Annotated in this window: 18 protein-coding genes and 1 other RNA gene; 8 read left to right on the forward strand and 11 right to left on the reverse strand. The window is 37.3% G+C overall.

Annotated features, from left to right (window positions below):
• Positions 1 to 20: 20 nt before the first annotated feature.
• Entirely contained in the window at positions 21 to 173 is a 153-nt protein-coding gene (locus AC1M9H_RS05920; protein WP_481612964.1) for a hypothetical protein, read from the forward strand.
• On the opposite strand, the gene nth is transcribed toward AC1M9H_RS05920, so the two are convergent.
• Positions 170 to 871: an endonuclease III gene (nth, locus tag AC1M9H_RS05925; RefSeq protein WP_481612965.1), complete on the reverse strand. Its 702-nt coding sequence runs from the start codon at positions 869 to 871 to the stop codon at positions 170 to 172. The genes AC1M9H_RS05920 and nth overlap by 4 nt on opposite strands.
• Positions 872 to 1663, reverse strand: a complete 792-nt coding sequence (locus AC1M9H_RS05930) for an RnfABCDGE type electron transport complex subunit B (RefSeq protein WP_180027938.1) — start codon at positions 1661 to 1663, stop codon at positions 872 to 874.
• A 336-nt stretch (positions 1664 to 1999) separates the two neighbouring features.
• On the opposite strand from AC1M9H_RS05930, the gene gdhA reads away from it, so the two are divergent.
• Positions 2000 to 3343 (forward strand): NADP-specific glutamate dehydrogenase, encoded by a 1344-nt coding sequence (gene gdhA, locus AC1M9H_RS05935; RefSeq protein WP_035268479.1) that lies wholly within the window; start codon positions 2000 to 2002, stop codon positions 3341 to 3343.
• A gap of 51 nt (positions 3344 to 3394) precedes the next feature.
• On the opposite strand, the gene AC1M9H_RS05940 is transcribed toward gdhA, so the two are convergent.
• The 5 genes from AC1M9H_RS05940 to AC1M9H_RS05960 form a co-directional block, all read right to left on the reverse strand.
• Positions 3395 to 4171, reverse strand: coding sequence for an META and DUF4377 domain-containing protein (locus AC1M9H_RS05940; protein WP_180027937.1), 777 nt, complete (start codon positions 4169 to 4171; stop codon positions 3395 to 3397).
• A 153-nt stretch (positions 4172 to 4324) separates the two neighbouring features.
• A complete protein-coding gene (locus AC1M9H_RS05945; protein ID WP_180027936.1) occupies positions 4325 to 5101 on the reverse strand; it encodes a DODA-type extradiol aromatic ring-opening family dioxygenase in 777 nt (258 codons plus the stop codon).
• A 100-nt stretch (positions 5102 to 5201) separates the two neighbouring features.
• Positions 5202 to 5684, reverse strand: coding sequence for a 23S rRNA (pseudouridine(1915)-N(3))-methyltransferase RlmH (gene rlmH, locus AC1M9H_RS05950; RefSeq protein WP_035268469.1), 483 nt, complete (start codon positions 5682 to 5684; stop codon positions 5202 to 5204).
• Between the two features lie 156 nt (positions 5685 to 5840).
• Positions 5841 to 8267 (reverse strand): endopeptidase La, encoded by a 2427-nt coding sequence (gene lon, locus AC1M9H_RS05955; RefSeq protein WP_481612966.1) that lies wholly within the window; start codon positions 8265 to 8267, stop codon positions 5841 to 5843.
• A 116-nt stretch (positions 8268 to 8383) separates the two neighbouring features.
• Positions 8384 to 8998 (reverse strand): 5-formyltetrahydrofolate cyclo-ligase, encoded by a 615-nt coding sequence (locus tag AC1M9H_RS05960; RefSeq protein ID WP_481597247.1) that lies wholly within the window; start codon positions 8996 to 8998, stop codon positions 8384 to 8386.
• A gap of 225 nt (positions 8999 to 9223) precedes the next feature.
• Here AC1M9H_RS05960 and AC1M9H_RS05965 point away from each other — a divergent pair, with 225 nt between their 5' ends.
• Together AC1M9H_RS05965 and AC1M9H_RS05970 are read left to right on the forward strand one after the other, a co-directional pair.
• The gene (locus AC1M9H_RS05965) at positions 9224 to 10480 is read left to right on the forward strand and encodes a putative solute-binding protein (protein WP_481612967.1); all 1257 of its coding nucleotides are present in this window, start codon (positions 9224 to 9226) and stop codon (positions 10478 to 10480) included.
• Positions 10481 to 10583: 103 nt separating this feature from the next.
• A complete protein-coding gene (locus tag AC1M9H_RS05970) occupies positions 10584 to 10706 on the forward strand; it encodes a hypothetical protein (RefSeq protein WP_481611524.1) in 123 nt (40 codons plus the stop codon).
• Positions 10707 to 10735: 29 nt separating this feature from the next.
• Here AC1M9H_RS05970 and AC1M9H_RS05975 read toward each other — a convergent pair whose 3' ends face one another.
• The 4 genes from AC1M9H_RS05975 to AC1M9H_RS05990 all read right to left on the reverse strand — a co-directional run bounded on the left by AC1M9H_RS05975 (position 10736) and on the right by AC1M9H_RS05990 (position 13232).
• The gene (locus tag AC1M9H_RS05975; RefSeq protein ID WP_481591804.1) at positions 10736 to 11704 is read right to left on the reverse strand and encodes a hypothetical protein; all 969 of its coding nucleotides are present in this window, start codon (positions 11702 to 11704) and stop codon (positions 10736 to 10738) included.
• Positions 11705 to 12108: 404 nt separating this feature from the next.
• Positions 12109 to 12292, reverse strand: a non-coding RNA gene (gene ssrS, locus AC1M9H_RS05980) — 6S RNA.
• A gap of 101 nt (positions 12293 to 12393) precedes the next feature.
• A complete protein-coding gene (locus AC1M9H_RS05985; RefSeq protein ID WP_180027932.1) occupies positions 12394 to 12678 on the reverse strand; it encodes a cell division protein ZapA in 285 nt (94 codons plus the stop codon).
• 2 nt (positions 12679 to 12680) lie between these two features.
• Positions 12681 to 13232 carry a hypothetical protein gene (locus tag AC1M9H_RS05990; RefSeq protein ID WP_035269763.1) on the reverse strand — a complete coding sequence of 184 codons (552 nt, stop codon included), beginning with the start codon at positions 13230 to 13232 and terminating at the stop codon, positions 12681 to 12683.
• 65 nt (positions 13233 to 13297) lie between these two features.
• On the opposite strand from AC1M9H_RS05990, the gene AC1M9H_RS05995 reads away from it, so the two are divergent.
• The 4 genes from AC1M9H_RS05995 to AC1M9H_RS06010 all read left to right on the forward strand — a co-directional run bounded on the left by AC1M9H_RS05995 (position 13298) and on the right by AC1M9H_RS06010 (position 17959).
• Positions 13298 to 13918, forward strand: coding sequence for a UPF0149 family protein (locus AC1M9H_RS05995; protein WP_092766815.1), 621 nt, complete (start codon positions 13298 to 13300; stop codon positions 13916 to 13918).
• Positions 13919 to 14000: 82 nt separating this feature from the next.
• Entirely contained in the window at positions 14001 to 15320 is a 1320-nt protein-coding gene (gene pepP / locus AC1M9H_RS06000; RefSeq protein ID WP_481612968.1) for a Xaa-Pro aminopeptidase, read from the forward strand.
• A gap of 195 nt (positions 15321 to 15515) precedes the next feature.
• Positions 15516 to 16724: an FAD-dependent monooxygenase gene (locus AC1M9H_RS06005; RefSeq protein WP_481612969.1), complete on the forward strand. Its 1209-nt coding sequence runs from the start codon at positions 15516 to 15518 to the stop codon at positions 16722 to 16724.
• The gene (locus tag AC1M9H_RS06010) at positions 16721 to 17959 is read left to right on the forward strand and encodes an FAD-dependent monooxygenase (protein WP_481612970.1); all 1239 of its coding nucleotides are present in this window, start codon (positions 16721 to 16723) and stop codon (positions 17957 to 17959) included. Before AC1M9H_RS06005 ends, AC1M9H_RS06010 begins: the two co-directional genes overlap by 4 nt.
• Positions 17960 to 18112: the final 153 nt, after the last annotated feature.

Below are 18112 nucleotides of genomic sequence, written 5' to 3' on the forward strand. Positions count from 1 at the left end.
TATGATGTGAAGGTAAACAAGTGCAAAATATTGCCATTATTTTATTGATGCTTGCATGCTTGGCAGTATTGTCTTTTTTGGTATTTATAAGTTTTAAATTACTTCGCGATAGTCAAAAAAAGATGAAATTAGATAAAGAGAAAAAAGATCAAAAAAAATCTCTTGATCGTTAAACCTGTTTTAAATCGATCTGTCTTGTCGCGCCATATTCGAAACGTTCAGGCCAGTTGCACACATCACTCACAACACACTCATTGCACTTTGGCTTCCGCGCAATACAGCAATAACGTCCATGTAAAATTAACCAATGATGAGCGTCTACAATAAACTCTTTTGGAATCACTTTAACTAGACGGTGTTCAACTTCGAGTACATTTTTTCCTACCGCAAGTCCAGTACGATTACCTAATCGAAAGATGTGGGTATCAACGGCCATGGTTGGTTGACCAAAAGCGGTATTTAATACCACATTTGCAGTTTTTCGACCTACGCCCGGAAGTGCTTCTAAATCAGCACGGTTGTGAGGAACAATACTGTTGTGTTGTTTAATCAATATTTCACAAGCTTTGATGACATTTTCAGCTTTAGAGTTATAGAGACCTATTGTTTTAATATAAGATTTTAATCCTTCTACACCTAAGGCATAGATTGCTTCAGGTGTGTTTGCTACAGGGAAAAGCTTATCTGTGGCCTTATTTACGCTTACATCAGTGGCTTGTGCTGATAAGGTCACAGCAACTAACAACTCAAAGGGTGAAGAATAATTCAGCTCTGTTTTAGGGTTTGGGCGTTGAGCTCTTAATCTTTCAAAAAAAATTTGAATTTGGTTTTTTGTCATGTTTTTTACAGTTTTAGGTGTTTTAACGTTCATTTAAACACCCTCAATTGAATTGAGTTTTTCATATAAAGTATTGAGTTGCTCTTGCTTATCGACACTCTCACGTACAGCAAGTTGTTTTTCAAGCTTTTTAATTTGTGTACGTAATTTGGCAAGTTCGATTGTAGATTTTGCATCTAATGTCTTATGAAGTGCTGTTTTTTTTATCGTTTGAATAGTAGGTACTGATTGTAATTGTTTTGAAAATTGAGCAAAAAGCGCAGTATCAATTTCAGCTTTAACGACAGGACCTTTGCGATGAAGACTGCGATTTTCCTCACGTTGAATATGAGCATAATAACGATTTCTAAGATCATTTTGTTCTAGGATGCGGGCTTGCTCATTTGGTATGGGCTGTAAATCTTCAACAAGATCGATACAGTCAACTGGACAAGGTGGTATACATAATTCGCATCCAGTACAAAGATCAGTTAACACAGTATGCATTAACTTTCCTGATCCAATGATGGCATCTACAGGGCAAGCACTAATGCATTTAGTGCAACCAATACACTCGTCTTCACGTATGATCGCTTTCATACGCTGTGGGCGACCATCAGATTGAATTGGCCAAACGCTTTCTTCAGCTTTAAGCTTAGGGCGATTCAGTAAGTGAGCAATTGCGTCAGCAACAGGTTGACCGCCAGGGACACATTTATTCGCGTCTTCTCCTTCTACAATAGCTTTAGCATAAGGTAAACAACCATCACGGTGGCCACATAGACCACATTGGGTTTGAGGTAGGAAAGCATCAACTTGTTGTATCAATGAGATTTGTGCGTGCATGTGCGTTAAAACTTAATCAAGCGAAAAGGAGATCATAGGTGCGAAATATGAATGATTTTAACATGATTAGTGTTAGTTTGGGGTGCGCTGTTATGGGTCATTTATCGCGCAATAAAAGCGCCGAATAAGCATTAATTCATAATTAAAAGTAATGAATTTGATAATTTAAAATTATTAAATACTATAATTAAGTAATTGAAATTAAAAAAATATTAAAAAAAATTATGAAAACTATTGTACAGTGCCTGTAAAAGATATTTAATACTTTGCGCCAAAACTTATCAATATATTGAAATTTTGACCAATTTTGATCCATTTTCTGCTGAGGATTAAGCGTTGAAATACAACAGCCTTAACGACTTCCTAGACTACGTTAAAACACGTGATGCACATCAACCAGAATTTCTTCAAGCTGTTGAAGAGGTGATGACAAGCTTATGGCCTTTTATTGAAAAGAACCCTAAGTATGCAGCTCATGGTTTATTAGAACGTTTAGTTGAACCTGAACGTGCGATTCAATTCCGCGTTTCTTGGGTTGATGATCAAGGTCAAACACACGTTAACCGTGCGTTCCGTGTTCAGTACAACTCAGCAATTGGTCCATTCAAAGGTGGTATGCGTTTCCACCCTTCAGTGAACCTTTCAATCCTAAAATTCTTAGGTTTTGAACAGACTTTCAAAAATGCGTTAACTACACTACCAATGGGTGGTGGTAAAGGTGGTTCTGATTTTGACCCTAAAGGTAAATCAGAAGGCGAAATCATGCGTTTCTGCCAAGCACTCATGATCGAGTTATACCGTCACTTAGGATCTGACACAGATATTCCTGCGGGTGATATTGGTGTTGGTGGCCGCGAAGTTGGTTACATGGCGGGTATGATGAAGAAGCTCAGCAATGACACTTCATGCGTATTTACAGGTAAGGGTTTAACTTTTGGTGGTTCACTAGCGCGCCCTGAAGCAACTGGTTACGGTACAGTGTATTTCGCTGAGGAAATGCTTAAGACTCGTAACGACAGTTTCAAAGACAAGGTAGTTACAATCTCTGGTTCGGGTAACGTTGCACAGTTTGCTGCTGACAAAGCAATGTATTTGGGCGCAAAAGTTGTTTCACTTTCAGATTCAGCTGGTACTGTATACATTAAAGACGGTTTAACTCCAGAGCTTTTAGCTGAAGTAATGGAGCTTAAAAACGTTCAACGTGGTCGTATCTCTGAGTTTGCAGCGAAGCATGGTTTTGAATATCTTGAAGGGCAACGTCCTTGGGGTATTAAGTGTGATATCGCACTTCCATGTGCAACACAAAATGAATTAGATGCTGATGATGCGGATAAATTGCTTGCAAATGGTGTGATCTGCGTAGCTGAAGGCGCAAATATGCCTTCTACACTTGCTGCAGTTGAAAAATTCGTTGATGCAAAAATTCTATATGCTCCAGGTAAGGCATCTAATGCAGGTGGTGTTGCAACTTCTGGTCTTGAAATGTCTCAAAATGCGCTTCGTTTAGGTTGGTCTTTCGAAGAAGTAGATGAGCGTTTACATGCAATCATGAAAGAAATTCACCGTAACTGCGTAAAATTCGGTACTCAAGAAGATGGTACTGTGAATTATGTAGATGGTGCGAACATTGCTGGTTTCGTAAAAGTTGCTGATGCGATGTTAGCTCAGGGTGTATTCTAAGAATATATTCAAAAATAAAAAAACCGAGGCTTAGCCTCGGTTTTTTATTCTTTATAAAGAACCTTTTACAGCTTCACGCTCTACAGCCATATCAAAAATATAAGCATACTTTGATTGATCTGCAGCAGGATTTTTAATTTCATAACGTTTTACACGAATGATTTGACGTTCATTCGGACTATGTGAAAAACCTTCAATTTGATCGTAGAATAAAGTCCAGTCTTTATCGACTTGCGTTTTAATACCACTATCGTTGTATTTTACTTCTCTGACTTGTAGACAAGTTTGGGGAGCTACACCAGTACATTGTTTAGTTTCTGGCGAAATTTCAAGAAATATGGTTTCACCTTGAGTTTTGTATTTGGTTTCAGGTGTCATTTTACCCGTGAAGATAATCTTTTCACCATTCGGCTGTACCAAAGTCAACGTTGGATTATCACGATCATTTAAATTAAGTACGAAAGGAACAGCAGGTTGGGAAAATAGATTTCCAGCAAAGCGTTCTTGTTCGGCAGCCAAACCATTACATCCCTTCATGGTAGATGCAAGTTGAGCAGCTACAATAGTATTGTTTTTTAGCTCAAACCCGCCAAATAAAGTATTGCAGCTCGTATGAATTGAAAGTTTTTTATCAGCGGTGAAGTTTAAAGTGATTGGTTGAGGCGCATTTTGTGGATTGGCTTGCCATTGGTATGCAGAGAGAGTTTGATCAGCATTTTGTTGTTGAAGCACAGACACAGCTAAATCCCCAGCTTTTTGTAGATCGGAAGTCTGACACGCAGCAAGTGTGATAGGCAAAATAGCCAAGGCAATTAATTTTAATTTCATAACAAGTTTTCTAAATTGTATTGATCAGAAGAAGGATAACGCACGGCATCTAAAAAAATATGGATACATTCTGCACTTTTCAGTATCAAAATGTATCCATTGATCGATGATTAATTCGTGATGGTCATTTAAAAAATGATATTTTATTTTCTCTCAATCAAAGCGATAAATATCCATTCCTAAAGCACCCATGGTAAAACTACTATGTACAATGCTAAAACGATCACCAGTGCCCATAGAGAAAAATAAAGGTGCAAAGTGTTCTATCGTAGGGTGGTTGCGATGAACATAAGGAATCGTATTCCACGCTAAAATAGCAGGATAATCCGAATGAGTGAGCTGCTGCACCACGTAGTTTCTAAAAGTTGATGCCCATTCTGGAACTTCACTCGTTTCACCATGCCAAGCAAGCTCTCTTAAATTATGGGTAATGCTTCCCGAGCCAATTAATAATATTTGCTGATCTCTTAATGGAGCGAGAGCTTGACCAATTTTAAATATCGCTTCAGCAGACATCGTCATAGGTAAAGAGATTTCGACTACGGGGATATCAGCTTCTGGATACATATGTAATAAAGGCATCCATACGCCATGATCACGAGGTCGTGTACTATTGGCATGTGCAGTAATTTGTGCCTCAGCGAATAAATTTAAAACTTGTTCAGCAACATCTGGAGCACCAGGGGCAGGATAGCGAATTTCATAGAGTGCATCTGGGAAACCTCGAAAATCGTGCCATGTTTCAGGTCTAGTGCCCGTACTTACTTCGAGTGCATTGCTTTCCCAATGCGCAGACATGACGATTATCGCTCTAGGTTTGGGCAAATTGAGACTCAAGCGATGTAAAGCTGGACCAACCTGTTCAGGATTCAAAGCCAGCATTGGAGAGCCATGTGATATGAATAAGCCAGGTAGCGTTTGAATAGTCATGAGGGTGGTTCCATTCTTAGATGTATGAGGTGATCATCGCAAATTTTAGAAGTCAGAGTAACCATTTAAATTTGAACATCATGTTGCAAATTCGGAACGATTATCCAGCACGATGGTACGGATGGTTATGATTAATGCTCATGGCACGGTAAAGTTGTTCAATCAACAGAATGCGAACCATAGGGTGGGGTAGCGTTAATTTAGATAAAGACCAGTGCCAAGCAGCAGCTTTACGAACTGCGTCAGAATGTCCATCAGGTCCACCAATCGCGAGCACAACATCATTCCCTTCAAGCATCCAACCTTTCATGGTTTCAGCTAATTTTTCTGTACTAAACTCTTTTCCTCCCACTTCAAGTGCAATTAAAAGTTCATTTCCTTTCAGTGCATTTAAAATGCTATCGCCTTCGATATTACGATATTTTAAAATATCAGCTTCAGAGTCATTCTTTCCGCGTTTCGCCATAGGAAGCTCAACAATTTGAGTTTGTACAAAAGGTTGAATTCTTTTGAAATAATCTTCAAAACCAGTAAGAACCCATGCTGGCATTTTTTGACCAATGGTCAAGATACGAATTTTCATGAAAATGTGTCACTAGAAGTTTCACGATATTATACATTTCAAAGTGATGAATTTATAAATTCAAAAGTTAAAACATAATGGGTTGTTAATTTTGCATCCATTGACATCTTATAAAAAAAGAGAGCCTAAGCTCTCTTTCTTCACTTAAAAGACCGATTAGTGTCGTGCAGATTTTGATTCGTCAACTGCTTTCACAATGGGTGTTTTTACTAATGGTTTGGGCATAGAGGTTAATGCTAGTGGTAAAATTTCATCAATTGATTTTACAACTTTGATATCTAAACCTTCTTTCACATTATCAGGAATTTCGACTAAATCGCGTGCATTTTCCTGTGGAATAAAGACCATTTTTACACCGCCACGATGCGCAGCCAGTAATTTTTCCTTTAAACCACCAATACGCATTGCACGGCCACTCAAGCTAGTTTCACCAGTCATTGCAATATCAGGTCGAATCGCAATGCCAGTAAACGCTGAAACTAATGCTGTCGTCAAAGCAAGACCAGCTGAAGGACCATCTTTAGGCGTAGCGCCTTCAGGTAAGTGCACGTGAATATCGGTTTCTTCAAAGCGAGTAGAATCGATACCCAAAGCATCAGCTCGTGTACGCACTACGGTCATCGCTGCAGTAATAGACTCCTTCATAACATCACCTAAAGAACCAGTGGTTACGAATTTGCCTTTACCTTTCATTGCTGCAACTTCAATTGTAAGTAGTTCACCACCAACCGAAGTCCAAGCTAGACCATTAACACGACCGACATGAGCTTCTTCTTCAGCCATACCAAAATCGAATTTATGTGGCCCTAAGTAGTCAGGTAGATTTGCAGAATTAACTTCAATTTGAAGGTTTTTCGCTTTTTTACTAACCGCTTCTTTAACCACTTTACGTGCGATTTTAGAAACTTCACGCTCTAAACTTCGAACACCAGCTTCACGTGTATAGCGTTGTACGATATCTCGAATCGCTTCTTCATGTACACTCAATTCCTTAGCACGTAAGCCATTATTCTTGATTGCTTTAGGTACTAAGTAACGCTCAGCAATGTTGATTTTCTCTTCCTCTGTATAACCAGGAAGGCGAATGACTTCCATACGATCTAACAAAGCTTCAGGAATATTCATACTGTTTGCAGTACAAATAAACATGACTTCAGATAAATCAAGATCAAGATCAAGATAGTGATCGTTGAATTTGTGATTCTGGGAGGGATCAAGCACTTCTAACAAGGCAGATGCAGGATCACCACGATGATCTTGAGCCATTTTGTCAATTTCATCGAGTAGGAATAAAGGGTTTTTTACACCGACTTTAGAAAGTGATTGCACAATCTTACCTGGCATCGCACCAATATAAGTTCTGCGATGTCCACGAATCTCAGCCTCATCACGAACACCACCAAGTGCCATTCGAACGAATTCGCGACCTGTTGCATTAGCTACAGACTCACCTAATGAGGTTTTACCTACACCAGGAGGACCTACGAGACACAATACTGGTCCACGTAGTTTTTTTACACGTGACTGAACAGCAAGATATTCAACGATACGTTCTTTAACTTCATCCAAACCATAATGATCAGCATCAAGAATATCTTGAGCTTTAGCAAGATTGATACTTACTTTGCTCGCCTTATTCCATGGTGTATCTAATATAGTTTCGATGTAATTACGAACTACGGCTGCTTCACTCGATGCAGGCTGCATTGCTTTGAGCTTACGGAATTCACCTTCTGCTTTTTTACGAACATGCTCAGGAAGATCCGCTTCAGCTAAGCGTTTTTCTATCTCAGCAATGTCATCTTCAGCACCGCCATTCATGTCAGAAAGTTCACGCTGAATAACTTTCATTTTTTCATTTAGAAAATATTCGCGCTGATTCTTTTCCATTTGACGTTTTACATTGTCATGTAAATTTTGCTCAATCTGTTGTTCTTCAGACTGTTGAAGCAAATAAGTCATTAACTCTTGTAAATGAGCTTCAAATTCATCGTGTTCGAGGAATTTTTGTTTCACTTCAATGTTTAACGGCACGCGTGTAGCGACAAAGAACATGAGTTGCAATAAATCATCGATTTTATTTGCAGCATTAATTAACTCACGCGCATTACGTAGTTTCGCTTCAGCGTATTGGCTGAAAAGACCACGCAATTCTTCGAGGCGAGTTTGTTGAGTTGCCGACTCCATACGGATCGTCATTGGGCTAAGGCTGTGTTCAGCTTCTAAATAATCGTTTTGATCGTAAATATTAATCAATTTAGAGCGATAAATACCCTCGATTAAAACCTTAATGCAGTTTTCATCGTTTTCATGATTTACGACTTGTACAATCTTCGCGACAGTACCGTATTGATATAAATTGTCGTGATCAATTTCTTCTGTAAGAGAATCTTGTTGAGCTACTACAAAAACTAAATTGTCACTGTTACGAGCTACATCAACTGCTTTAATCGATTTTTCACGGCCGACAAAAAGCGCAATTTGCATGTGGGGATAAACCACAACATCACGCAAAGCTAATAGCGGTAACACGCTAGGGGTCTGAAGTTCTAAGTTTTCTTCATTCATAATAATATCAGTCATGAGCACTCCTAATGAGTGACAACGGTGTTGCCATATTTTTATAGTGATGTGTAATTTAAAAAATACAAGGGTGAAAATCGATAAAATTCGATTTATTTCTACTAATCTTGATAAATTCAGTTGGATTTAGGGTGAATTAATATTCTTCGTTTGAATTTTAATCGTTTTCTAGGGGTGATTAACTCATCTAATGGCTGATCCCAAGGTTGGCGCTTTAAAGGATCTAAGATTAATTGAAAGTCATGCGCTAAACCGATGCGATAGGGGTGATTGCTCGCATGCTTTAACGTTCTATCATAAAAGCCACCTCCCATACCCATACGTGTTCCATGATAATCACAGGCTACTAGGGGCATCAACAGTACATCAATTTGTTTTACATTTTGCCCCAATCTATGCATAGGCTCATACATTCCCAATTTATGTTTAGTAAAACGTTTATTTAGATATTGATGCTTTGAAATTGGAACCCATTTTAAAGTTGAATCAAGTCTGGAGACTTTTGGGAGATAAACGACTTTATGCTTTGAAAAGCAATGCATGATTAGGATATGTGTTTGTATTTCACCGAATGCATCTAAATAAATCCCAATTTTTTGTGCAGATTTAAATTTAGAGTGAGATTTGATTTTTGACAAAACCTGAAAAGCAGAACGTCGTTGCGTAAAAATTGAGAGGTGTCTTCTACGAGAGCGTAGAGTTTTTCTTAAAAGTTGTGTTTGCAACTGCATTTCAAACTGTACCAATCTAAGTGCATGTGTAAGGGTAAGTAGTTTATCGATTTTTACTCAGGTTTAATCAACCTGATTTGAATATTTTCGATAGTATATTTTTCATTTACTCTAGGTGTAACAAATAAAAGATTGGGGTCAATTTAATTTTTAATTGAAGCCGATAAGCTGAACTCTATCAGATCAATGAAGCTCTGATTATAAAGAATAGAAAAGGGAACGATAATGAAAAATAAAAAATACGGTATTCTATTTAAAAAGAGCAAGCATGCTTATCGTATGGTTATGCTCACGACAGTAATTAGTCTTTCTGGTCTAATCACAAATCATGTAAATGCTCAAACTAGCTCTAAGTTGGATTTATCACTGTCCAGCCATTCTGTGAATAAAATAAAAAAACTACTGAATGATTCAAAAGTTTGGCAACAGATTCCGAAACAAGTCACCTTATGTGTGTATTCACCGAGCGGTGCTCATGGTGAAGCATTTGAGCAGGCGACGAGCTATATGAGTGAATTACCACGAATTTCTAAAGTTGCTCAAGATTTCGGCGTGCAAATGACTGTCAATCGTACGGCTAAGCTACAAATGCAGATAGATTTGAATTATCCAAAATTAAAGCAAAAAACATCCACTGAAGTTAATTTAAAAGTCTATACAGATGAACGGGTTTTAACTGAAGACTTTAGAAGTAAACGTTGTGATGGTGCTGGAATAAGTAATTTACGTGCTAAGCAATTCAACTCCTTTGTTGGAAGTATTGATGCAATAGGTGCAGTTCAAAACTATAAACAACTGACTAAAGTGATTCAGCTGTTAGCAAGACCTGAATTTGACTCGAAAATGGTCAATAAGGATTATGAGGTTGTCGGTATTGTGCCTTTAGGTGCTGCTTATATAATGGTAAATGATCGTAAAATTGATACTTTATCTAAAGCAGCTGGGAAAAAAGTCGCTGTAATGAGTTTTGACGCAACCCAAAAAAAATTAGTCCAAAATGTTGGTGCTCAACCAGTTACAGTGGATTTAACTTCGGTAGGCGGGAAATTCAACAATAAGGAAGTTGATATTATCGCAGCGCCTGCAATCTTATTTGAACCTTTAGAACTCTATCGTGGAATGACAAGCAAGGGCGAGGTACGAGGCGCAATTATTCGTTTTCCACTCGTTCAAGTAACGGGTACATTGATTATGCATCGAAATAAATTTCCTGCTGGAATGGGGCCTATAGCAAGGGAGATTATTTCCAAGCAATTAACACCGGCTTATAAATTTATTGATCAAACTGAATCTAAAATTGATCCTAAATTTTGGATGAATATAAGAGATGCTGAGAAACCTGGATATTTGAAAATTATGCGCGAAGCTAGAATTCAGATGACAAAAGAAGGGTATTACCATCCTGAAATGATGTCTATCCTTAAAAAGATTCGATGCAGTGATGATCCTAAAAATTATGAGTGTGCGCTTCATGATGAGTAATTATTAATCTAAAAAATAGATGGTTTTTATAATTTTAATCGGTTTTATTTGTTTTTAGCCATGCTTTAAATTATTCACATCTAGGTTAAAGAGTAAATGTGAGATGAAAACTTTTATCGCAGTAGTTACTTCTACTTTGATTGTAAGTGCATGCGCATATGATCCAGTAAATTATGAGCAGCTCAGAATGTCAGAAAATGCTCAACATATGAAATTAAATGGTTAAAAAAAGCCCCCCAGATGGGGGCTCATTGTTTATTTACCAGTGATTTCAATCCATTTCATTTCAATAGGTTGTTTTTGATTGAATGAAACCATAGCAGTATTTGATTTATCTTTTGTTTGAGTTATATCAATTCGTTGGTAAAATCTGTCAAAAATTGTTAATTGGCCAGAGGCTTGAGGATAGGGTTGATCTGAAAATATGATTTTTTCAAATACAAAAGGAGTACTGGTATAAAAATTAAAATTATATGAAAAATCTTCACCATAAGGTTGACCAATAATATTGCCTTGAGTGGTAAGTATTTTTTTATCAGTGCGGATAACAGAGTAAATATAATCACTTAAGCCAAGATATTCTTTACTTTCTAATGTTTCTGAATCTAAGATTTGATAACTAAAAGCTTTATTAATTTCGTAAGAATAATCACCTGAGGTTTCACCACGTAATGTAATTTCACCGTTAACTAAATAGTCATCCTTATCTTTAAAGTCTAAAGGATTATATAAAGCATTATTGAATTTTAAAGTTTTAATATTATCCTTTTCAGTCAATGAAATGCTGCCTGATTTGAATTTATTTACACCAGCATTTGGGCAATAACTACCTGGGTTAGTTGGCGTTACTTGTACAGTATTTGCATCTAATTTGGTTTCAGTAGTACACGTAATATTTCTGTATTTTGCAAGTGATACGCCTTGATCGAAGATCTCAACGAGTTTAGCATCCGATCTCAATATAAGTTGATCACCAAACATTTCACCTATAGCTTGGCTTAAGGCTTTATTATATTTGCTATCAATTTCATTTAAATTATCATTAGTGCCTAATAAATCACTTAAAAATGAAGGTTTTTGGAAAGGCACAAACTCACTTGAAAGTTGATTTGGATAAATTGTTTTGTCTGGTACATTTTGAGGCTTATCATCACCACCACCACCACATGCTGTTAAGAGTGTAGCAATACCCGCAACCCCAGCCAATTTTGCTAATTTAGACATATTCTCTTCCTTTAAATATAAATCTATTCTCATTGTTTATAATGTTTGACTAATAATATGAAGTCTTTAAACAATAAGAAGACATTAAAATGAAATACTTTTTGTGTAATTTCTATTATGGGGAATAATAATTTAAATTTTAGAAAAGTTACTAGGTCATTATTAACCAAATTTACAAATAATATGTCAATTTTTTTATATTGTTAAATATATATAAAGCAATAGGTTTAAATAATTAAATAATATTGAGAGTTAAGTATATTTGTTTTAGATTAGTGTCTAATAAGTTGTTTATAGTGAAAATAATGTGATAGAAATCAAAAATTATTAATATTGATTATTAATTTGGGATAAAGCGCAAGGATATTAGGATATTTATTCAAAAATAAGAAAAAAGAGAAAATAAAGACTCCGGAGATGCCGCTGCATGTGTCGTTACCCTGAACCCGACGAGTTCAAGGTGGACGCGACGTATACTTGCTGGGTTTCCCACTCGTGGTGGGCATACGCTCTAAATATACAGAACACAATCCATAAGTTTAAGTATCGGCAGGGGAATAGACCCGCTGGCGAACATCCCAGAGTTAAATTAAGTATAACGAAATGAGTGAGATTGGCAAACCTTGGTGTACCCATTATTTGCGTGATAATTCACTCAGTAAAACTGACTGTGCAAACTTAGATCAAATTTATACAGTTTTTTCAACGTCTTCCAAGATTGTTGCAAGTAAGCGTTCACAATGAGAATATTCTTGTAAGGATTTGTTCATTGTTAAAACTTCTTGCATAAGCTCTAAAGCCACCATGATAACGAGCTTATTGTGTTCTACGTTAGGTGCTTTTCTACGAAATTCTTGAAATTTCTCATTCAGCAAATCACCAGCACGTTGTAAATCATCTTTCCGATCTTGAGTGGTTGAAAGTCTAAATGTTTGTTCAATTAGTCTTAACTCGACTGTAACGACTTCAGACATAATTATGCTTCCTCATTTTGTTCAGCCGGATTTTCTAATTGTTGGATTTCTTGGGCATGATGATCTTGATCAGTACCTAAAATGGCCAATCGTTGAATGATTTGCTCAACCTTAGTTTTAGCGAGTTCATTTTTTTTGATTAAACGTTGATTTTCAGCCTTCAATTCATCAATTTCTTTTTGAGCTTGACGTTGTTCAGCCAACATTTTTTCTTTGATGACTCTCAACTCATTCCTTTCAGCCAAGATTTCCTGAAATCTATTTTTTAAATCAGTGCAACTCTTTTCTAAACGACTATAACGTTCTGCTAAAGCAGTAGCATCTTGATTTAAAGTTTTATAAATACCATCCAATTGATTGTATTTGTCATTTAGACTTTCAATCTGTTCTTGCTTTTGAGTGATGACGCTATTTTTTTGAGCAGTTTGAGTTTGATGAGTTTCCTGAAGTTCTTTCTGCTTAGCTTCAAGAGAACTATTCATTTGTTCGGTTTCGGACAAACGATGTTTAAGCGTGCCTAAATGCGTTTGTAAACGCTGTAATTGTTCTAACATAACGAGGTCGCGTAGTTTCGCAATCAAAGGTAATATATACAGAAGTATAGAGATTGGAAAAGCGAATGCAAGACGATATTTCAGGTTGGACAGATTGGAACCAACAATTCGGTTCAATTGAGGAAATTACTAGTCCTAGTGAGTTACATGGTCTACTTACAGGTATTGTTTGTGTAACTGAACCGCCATCTCATGAGGAGTGGATACAAATTTTGTCTACATTGAATGTGCCTCAATTAGAACCTACTGCGCTTAATTTACTGGCTGAGGAATCTGAAGATGTTTCGCATGCTTTATCAGAAGATGAATTAGATTATTTACCCATTTTGCCTGATGATGAACATGTATTGTCTGAGCGTGTTCAAGCTTTAGCAGATTGGTGTGCAGGAGTGGTATTGGGGTTTGGATTAGCGTCTGGGCATATTCGTGCTGATGAAGCTGAGTTGATTGAACACTTGCAAGATATTGCAGCAGTCGAGTTTGAAGATTCTGATAATGATGAAGAAGGTGAAATTAGCTATCAAGAACTTTATGAATTTGTTCGATTAATTCCAGTGAGTTTATCTGTTGGACGAACCAAGATTGCTGTTGAAGAAAGCTCATTACTGAAACATGTAAAACCAACAATTTCGAAAAAAAATGAGCAAAGTGTCGTTGAGATGTTTACACCTCATCGACCAAGTTGATTACATTTAATCAAGAGTACTACTTAACATATAAGTAGTACTGTATTTTCTTAAATTAAATAGTATAAGCTGCAGAAAAGATATGAAACTTACTCAATCAGATTTTCAAAAACGACGTGATCAATTAGCCGCTGAAATAGGCCTAAGAAGCATTGCAATTATTGCAACACGTGAAGAAATGTTTAGAAATCGTGATGCTGATTATAAATATCGCGCTGATAGTAGCTTTTTTTATCTAACGGGATTTGCAGAGCCTGAAGCAGTTGCTGTAATTGAAACATTTGATACTGAAGAAGAAGGTTATACCTACAGTTTATTTTGTCGTGAACGCAATCGAGAGATGGAAATCTGGACAGGTTACCGTGCAGGGATTGATGGTGCAGTCGATGATTATGATGCGGATGAAGCTTATGCGATTGATCTACTAGACGAAGAAATCATCGCAAAGCTTCAAGGAAAAGAAAGATTATTTTATAGAATTGGTCAACAAGCCAGTTTTGATGCAAAAATTACAAAATGGATTGCAGAAGCAAGTGGTGAAAGCCGACGTGGTACCGCTGCACCTACACAATTGATTCAGTTAGATACAATTTTAGATGAGATGCGTCTACACAAAGAGCCAAAAGAAATAGAGTTAATGCAAATCGCATCTGATATTTCTGCTCAAGCACATACGCAAGCAATGAAATCTGTACGACCAGGAATGATGGAATATGCTTTAGAAGCGGAGCTGAATTATATTTTTGGTAAAAATGGTTGTGTACCATCGTATAACAGTATTGTGGGTGGTGGTGAAAATGCTTGTATATTGCACTATGTTGAAAATAACAAACAACTTAATGACGGCGATTTAGTTTTAATAGATGCAGCTTGTGAATATGAATTTTACGCGTCAGATATCACTCGGACATTTCCAGTAAATGGTAAATTTAATCCTGAACAAAAGGCGCTTTATAATATAGTGCTTGATGCTCAAATCGCTGCAATAGATGCGGTTAGAATTGGTAACTCTTACAAAGAGCCACACTACGTTGCTGTTCGTATTTTAGTGCAAGGCTTGCTTAATCTTGGAATCATGCAGGGTGATCTCGATGAAATCATTGAGACAGAAGCCTATCGTCAATTTTATATGCATGGAACTGGTCACTGGTTAGGCATGGATGTTCATGACGTAGGGGCATATAAAGTCGATGGAGAATGGCGAACATATCAAGAAGGTATGGTGGTGACCATTGAACCAGGTTTATATATTGCCCCTGATGATGAAACTGTCGATCAAAAATGGAGAGGGATTGGTATTCGCATTGAAGATGATATTGTTGTCACTCAAGATGGACCGAGAAACCTGACTGCTAAAGTAGTGAAAACCATTGAAGATATCGAAGCATTGATGGCAAGTTAACCATTTTCACAAATCTCAAAAGTCGATGGAAACATCGGCTTTTTTTAAATGTCATATTCAATATTGAAAAATGAATTATGGCTTCATCTTCAATAACGCTAATTCATTATAAAAAGTAAAAACTTTATTGTAAGATGAATTTGATTAAGAGTTTATGTGTATGCAGCTATTGCTTGCTTTTATAAGGATCAAAACATGCAACAAGAAGTCATCATTGTCGGTGGTGGAATGGTCGGATTAAGCCTTGCTCTTATGCTGGCTAAAACTAACATTGCAGTGAAATTGTTAGAGGCGATCAGCTATCCTAACTATGATGATGCTAACCTTGCACCATATCATTCAAGTTTTGATGCCCGTAATAGTGCGCTGTCACGTCGAAGCGTGCAAATTTATCAAGAATTGGGAATTTGGGATTCACTGCAACAATATGCAACGCCTATTTTAGAAGTAAATATCACAGAAGAAGGAAGCTTCGGTAAGGCACGTTTAATCGCGGCTCAAGAGAAAGTAGAGAGCTTTGGTCAAGTGATTGAGAATGCATGGCTTGGACGAGTATTGTTATCAGAGGTCAAAAAAAATCCACTCATTGAGTTAATTGATGGTATTCAAGTGACGTCGCTTAAACAGGATGAACATTTAGCTTATATCGAAGCATTAAAAGTGAATGAACTTTTGCAGTTTCAATCCAAGTTAGTCATAGCAGCAGATGGACGTGATTCTTTCTGTCGTAAAGCACTTGGTGTTGGTGCATCAGTGCATGATTATGATCAAGTGGCGATTGTCACTACAGTGCAGACATCCAAACCTCACTCCCAAGTCGGTTTTGAACGTTTCAGCCCACTTGGTCCTTTAGCATTATTACCTTTACCTGGTGAATACCGTCGTTCTGTTGTGTGGCCAGTGCCTAAAGGTACTGAGGGAGAGTGGTTAGGTGATGAAAATGATCAGCATTTTTTAGATGCTCTTCAAAAAACCTATGGCGACCGAGCTGGTAAATTTGAGAAAACTGGTCGTAGATTTAGTTTTCCTTTATCTCAAGTTTTGTCTGAAAAACAAGCAGTAGGACGTGTTGTACTTATGGGTAATGCTGCTCATACCATTCATCCAGTCGCAGGTCAGGGTTTTAATTTGTGTATGCGTGATGCATATGTATTGACCCGATATTTAAAACAACAAGTCATCAAAAATGCCGATTTAGGTGAAGCTGCTGTACTGAAAGAGTATGAAAAATCTCGACTCAAAGATCAGCAACGTGTGATTAAGTTTTGTGATTCTGTGGTGCGAGGCTTTAGTAATCAAAATCCAATTCTAAAATTTGTGCGAAATACAGGTCTAATGTGCTTTGAAAATATTCCAGGTATTAAGCCACTCGTTGCCAATTATGCAATGGGGTTAAAAGCATGAATGATGCTATTTTAGATGTCGTGATTGTGGGTGGTGGTTTAGTTGGTGGATTAACGGCTTTATTGTTGGCTAAAGGTGGAGTTCAAGCGACTGTACTTGATGCAGCACCGATATTGGATCACGAGAAGACCTTAAAATCATTGAATCCTCGTGTACTTGCATTGAGTCAAGCCACTATTCATTTGCTTAAGCATGTTGATGTATGGGGTAAGTTAGCTCGTCAACAACCCTACACGGGAATGCAGGTGTGGAACAAAAATGGCTTTGGTGAAATCAATTTTGGAACATCAGCGCATTCTAAACCTGATCAAGCACAAATATTAGGTTCAATGGTCGAACCAAGTATCTTGAACCTTGCGATTCAGAGCATGATGATCGACCAGATTGATGATTACCGTACTCAGATTCAAGTGAAACGTATTGAGCAAGGAAATGGTTGTTGGATTCTTCATCTCGCTGATCAAACTCAATTGAAAACGAAACTTTTAATTGGTGCGGATGGTGCAAACTCATTCGTACGTGAACAAGCCATGATTGATTTGGATGTTTTGGATTATCATCAGGCTGGTATTAGCTGTGCGATCAAGACGGAACAAGCTCATCAACATGTTGCGAGACAAATCTTCTTAGAAACAGGGCCACTGGCTTTTCTCCCAATGGCAAGTTTAGAAGATCAAGAATATGGTCATTGGCAATCCATTGTATGGACTTTACCAGATGATTATGCAGACGAATTTGCGTCACTCTCAGATGAAGATTTTGTACAATTACTGACACGAGAGAGTCATCATATGTTGGGCAAAGTATTAGCCGCAACGCCTCGAGCAAAATTCCCACTGAAAGCACGAGCTGCTCAACGATATATTAAAAATGGCTTAGCGCTAATTGGTGATGCAGCCCATGTTATTCATCCACTTGCAGGTCAGGGGGTGAATATTGGTTGCCTTGATGCAGCAATTCTATGCGATGCGCTACTTTCGGACTACGCACGTGGCGTTTGGGCTCATGAGCAAACTTTATTGAAATATGAGCATCGCCGTAAATTTCAAAACGATGCCATGATGCATAGTATGTCTATGATTGGGTGGATGGAATCTGCTCCTGTTTTTCCTATTGTTTGGGCGAGAAACTTTGGTTTGAAACAAGTTGAAAATATCAGTGCGTTAAAATCGGCGTTTATGTCGCAAGCGAATGGTTTGAGTCAGCTCAGTAATACAAGATATCAAGTGAATTGAAATCTGATCTAAAAAGAATCATCAGTATATATTTTTTTACCAATATGGTTAAAAAATATACAAATGAGGTGCTTTAGATACTATGCGAACGATAAAGAGCTTGATACATTTCTCTAAAAATCAAAGCACGTTCCAATCAGGTGCGTGAAAACA

It is taken from the genome of Acinetobacter sp. ANC_7512 (assembly GCF_056779935.1).

Coding starts and splice junctions, on each gene's coding strand:
- AC1M9H_RS05970 (WP_481611524.1), top strand. CDS start 10,584: ATGAAAACTTTTATCGCAGTAGTTACTTCTACTTTGATTGTAAGTGCA.
- AC1M9H_RS05945 (WP_180027936.1), bottom strand. CDS start 5,101: ATGACTATTCAAACGCTACCTGGCTTATTCATATCACATGGCTCTCCA.
- rlmH (WP_035268469.1), bottom strand. CDS start 5,684: ATGAAAATTCGTATCTTGACCATTGGTCAAAAAATGCCAGCATGGGTT.
- lon (WP_481612966.1), bottom strand. CDS start 8,267: ATGACTGATATTATTATGAATGAAGAAAACTTAGAACTTCAGACCCCT.
- pepP (WP_481612968.1), top strand. CDS start 14,001: ATGAAACTTACTCAATCAGATTTTCAAAAACGACGTGATCAATTAGCC.
- AC1M9H_RS05990 (WP_035269763.1), bottom strand. CDS start 13,232: ATGTTAGAACAATTACAGCGTTTACAAACGCATTTAGGCACGCTTAAA.
- AC1M9H_RS05930 (WP_180027938.1), bottom strand. CDS start 1,663: ATGCACGCACAAATCTCATTGATACAACAAGTTGATGCTTTCCTACCT.
- AC1M9H_RS05975 (WP_481591804.1), bottom strand. CDS start 11,704: ATGTCTAAATTAGCAAAATTGGCTGGGGTTGCGGGTATTGCTACACTC.
- AC1M9H_RS05965 (WP_481612967.1), top strand. CDS start 9,224: ATGAAAAATAAAAAATACGGTATTCTATTTAAAAAGAGCAAGCATGCT.
- AC1M9H_RS05985 (WP_180027932.1), bottom strand. CDS start 12,678: ATGTCTGAAGTCGTTACAGTCGAGTTAAGACTAATTGAACAAACATTT.
- nth (WP_481612965.1), bottom strand. CDS start 871: ATGAACGTTAAAACACCTAAAACTGTAAAAAACATGACAAAAAACCAA.
- AC1M9H_RS06010 (WP_481612970.1), top strand. CDS start 16,721: ATGAATGATGCTATTTTAGATGTCGTGATTGTGGGTGGTGGTTTAGTT.
- AC1M9H_RS05940 (WP_180027937.1), bottom strand. CDS start 4,171: ATGAAATTAAAATTAATTGCCTTGGCTATTTTGCCTATCACACTTGCT.
- AC1M9H_RS06005 (WP_481612969.1), top strand. CDS start 15,516: ATGCAACAAGAAGTCATCATTGTCGGTGGTGGAATGGTCGGATTAAGC.
- AC1M9H_RS05995 (WP_092766815.1), top strand. CDS start 13,298: ATGCAAGACGATATTTCAGGTTGGACAGATTGGAACCAACAATTCGGT.
- AC1M9H_RS05960 (WP_481597247.1), bottom strand. CDS start 8,998: ATGCAGTTGCAAACACAACTTTTAAGAAAAACTCTACGCTCTCGTAGA.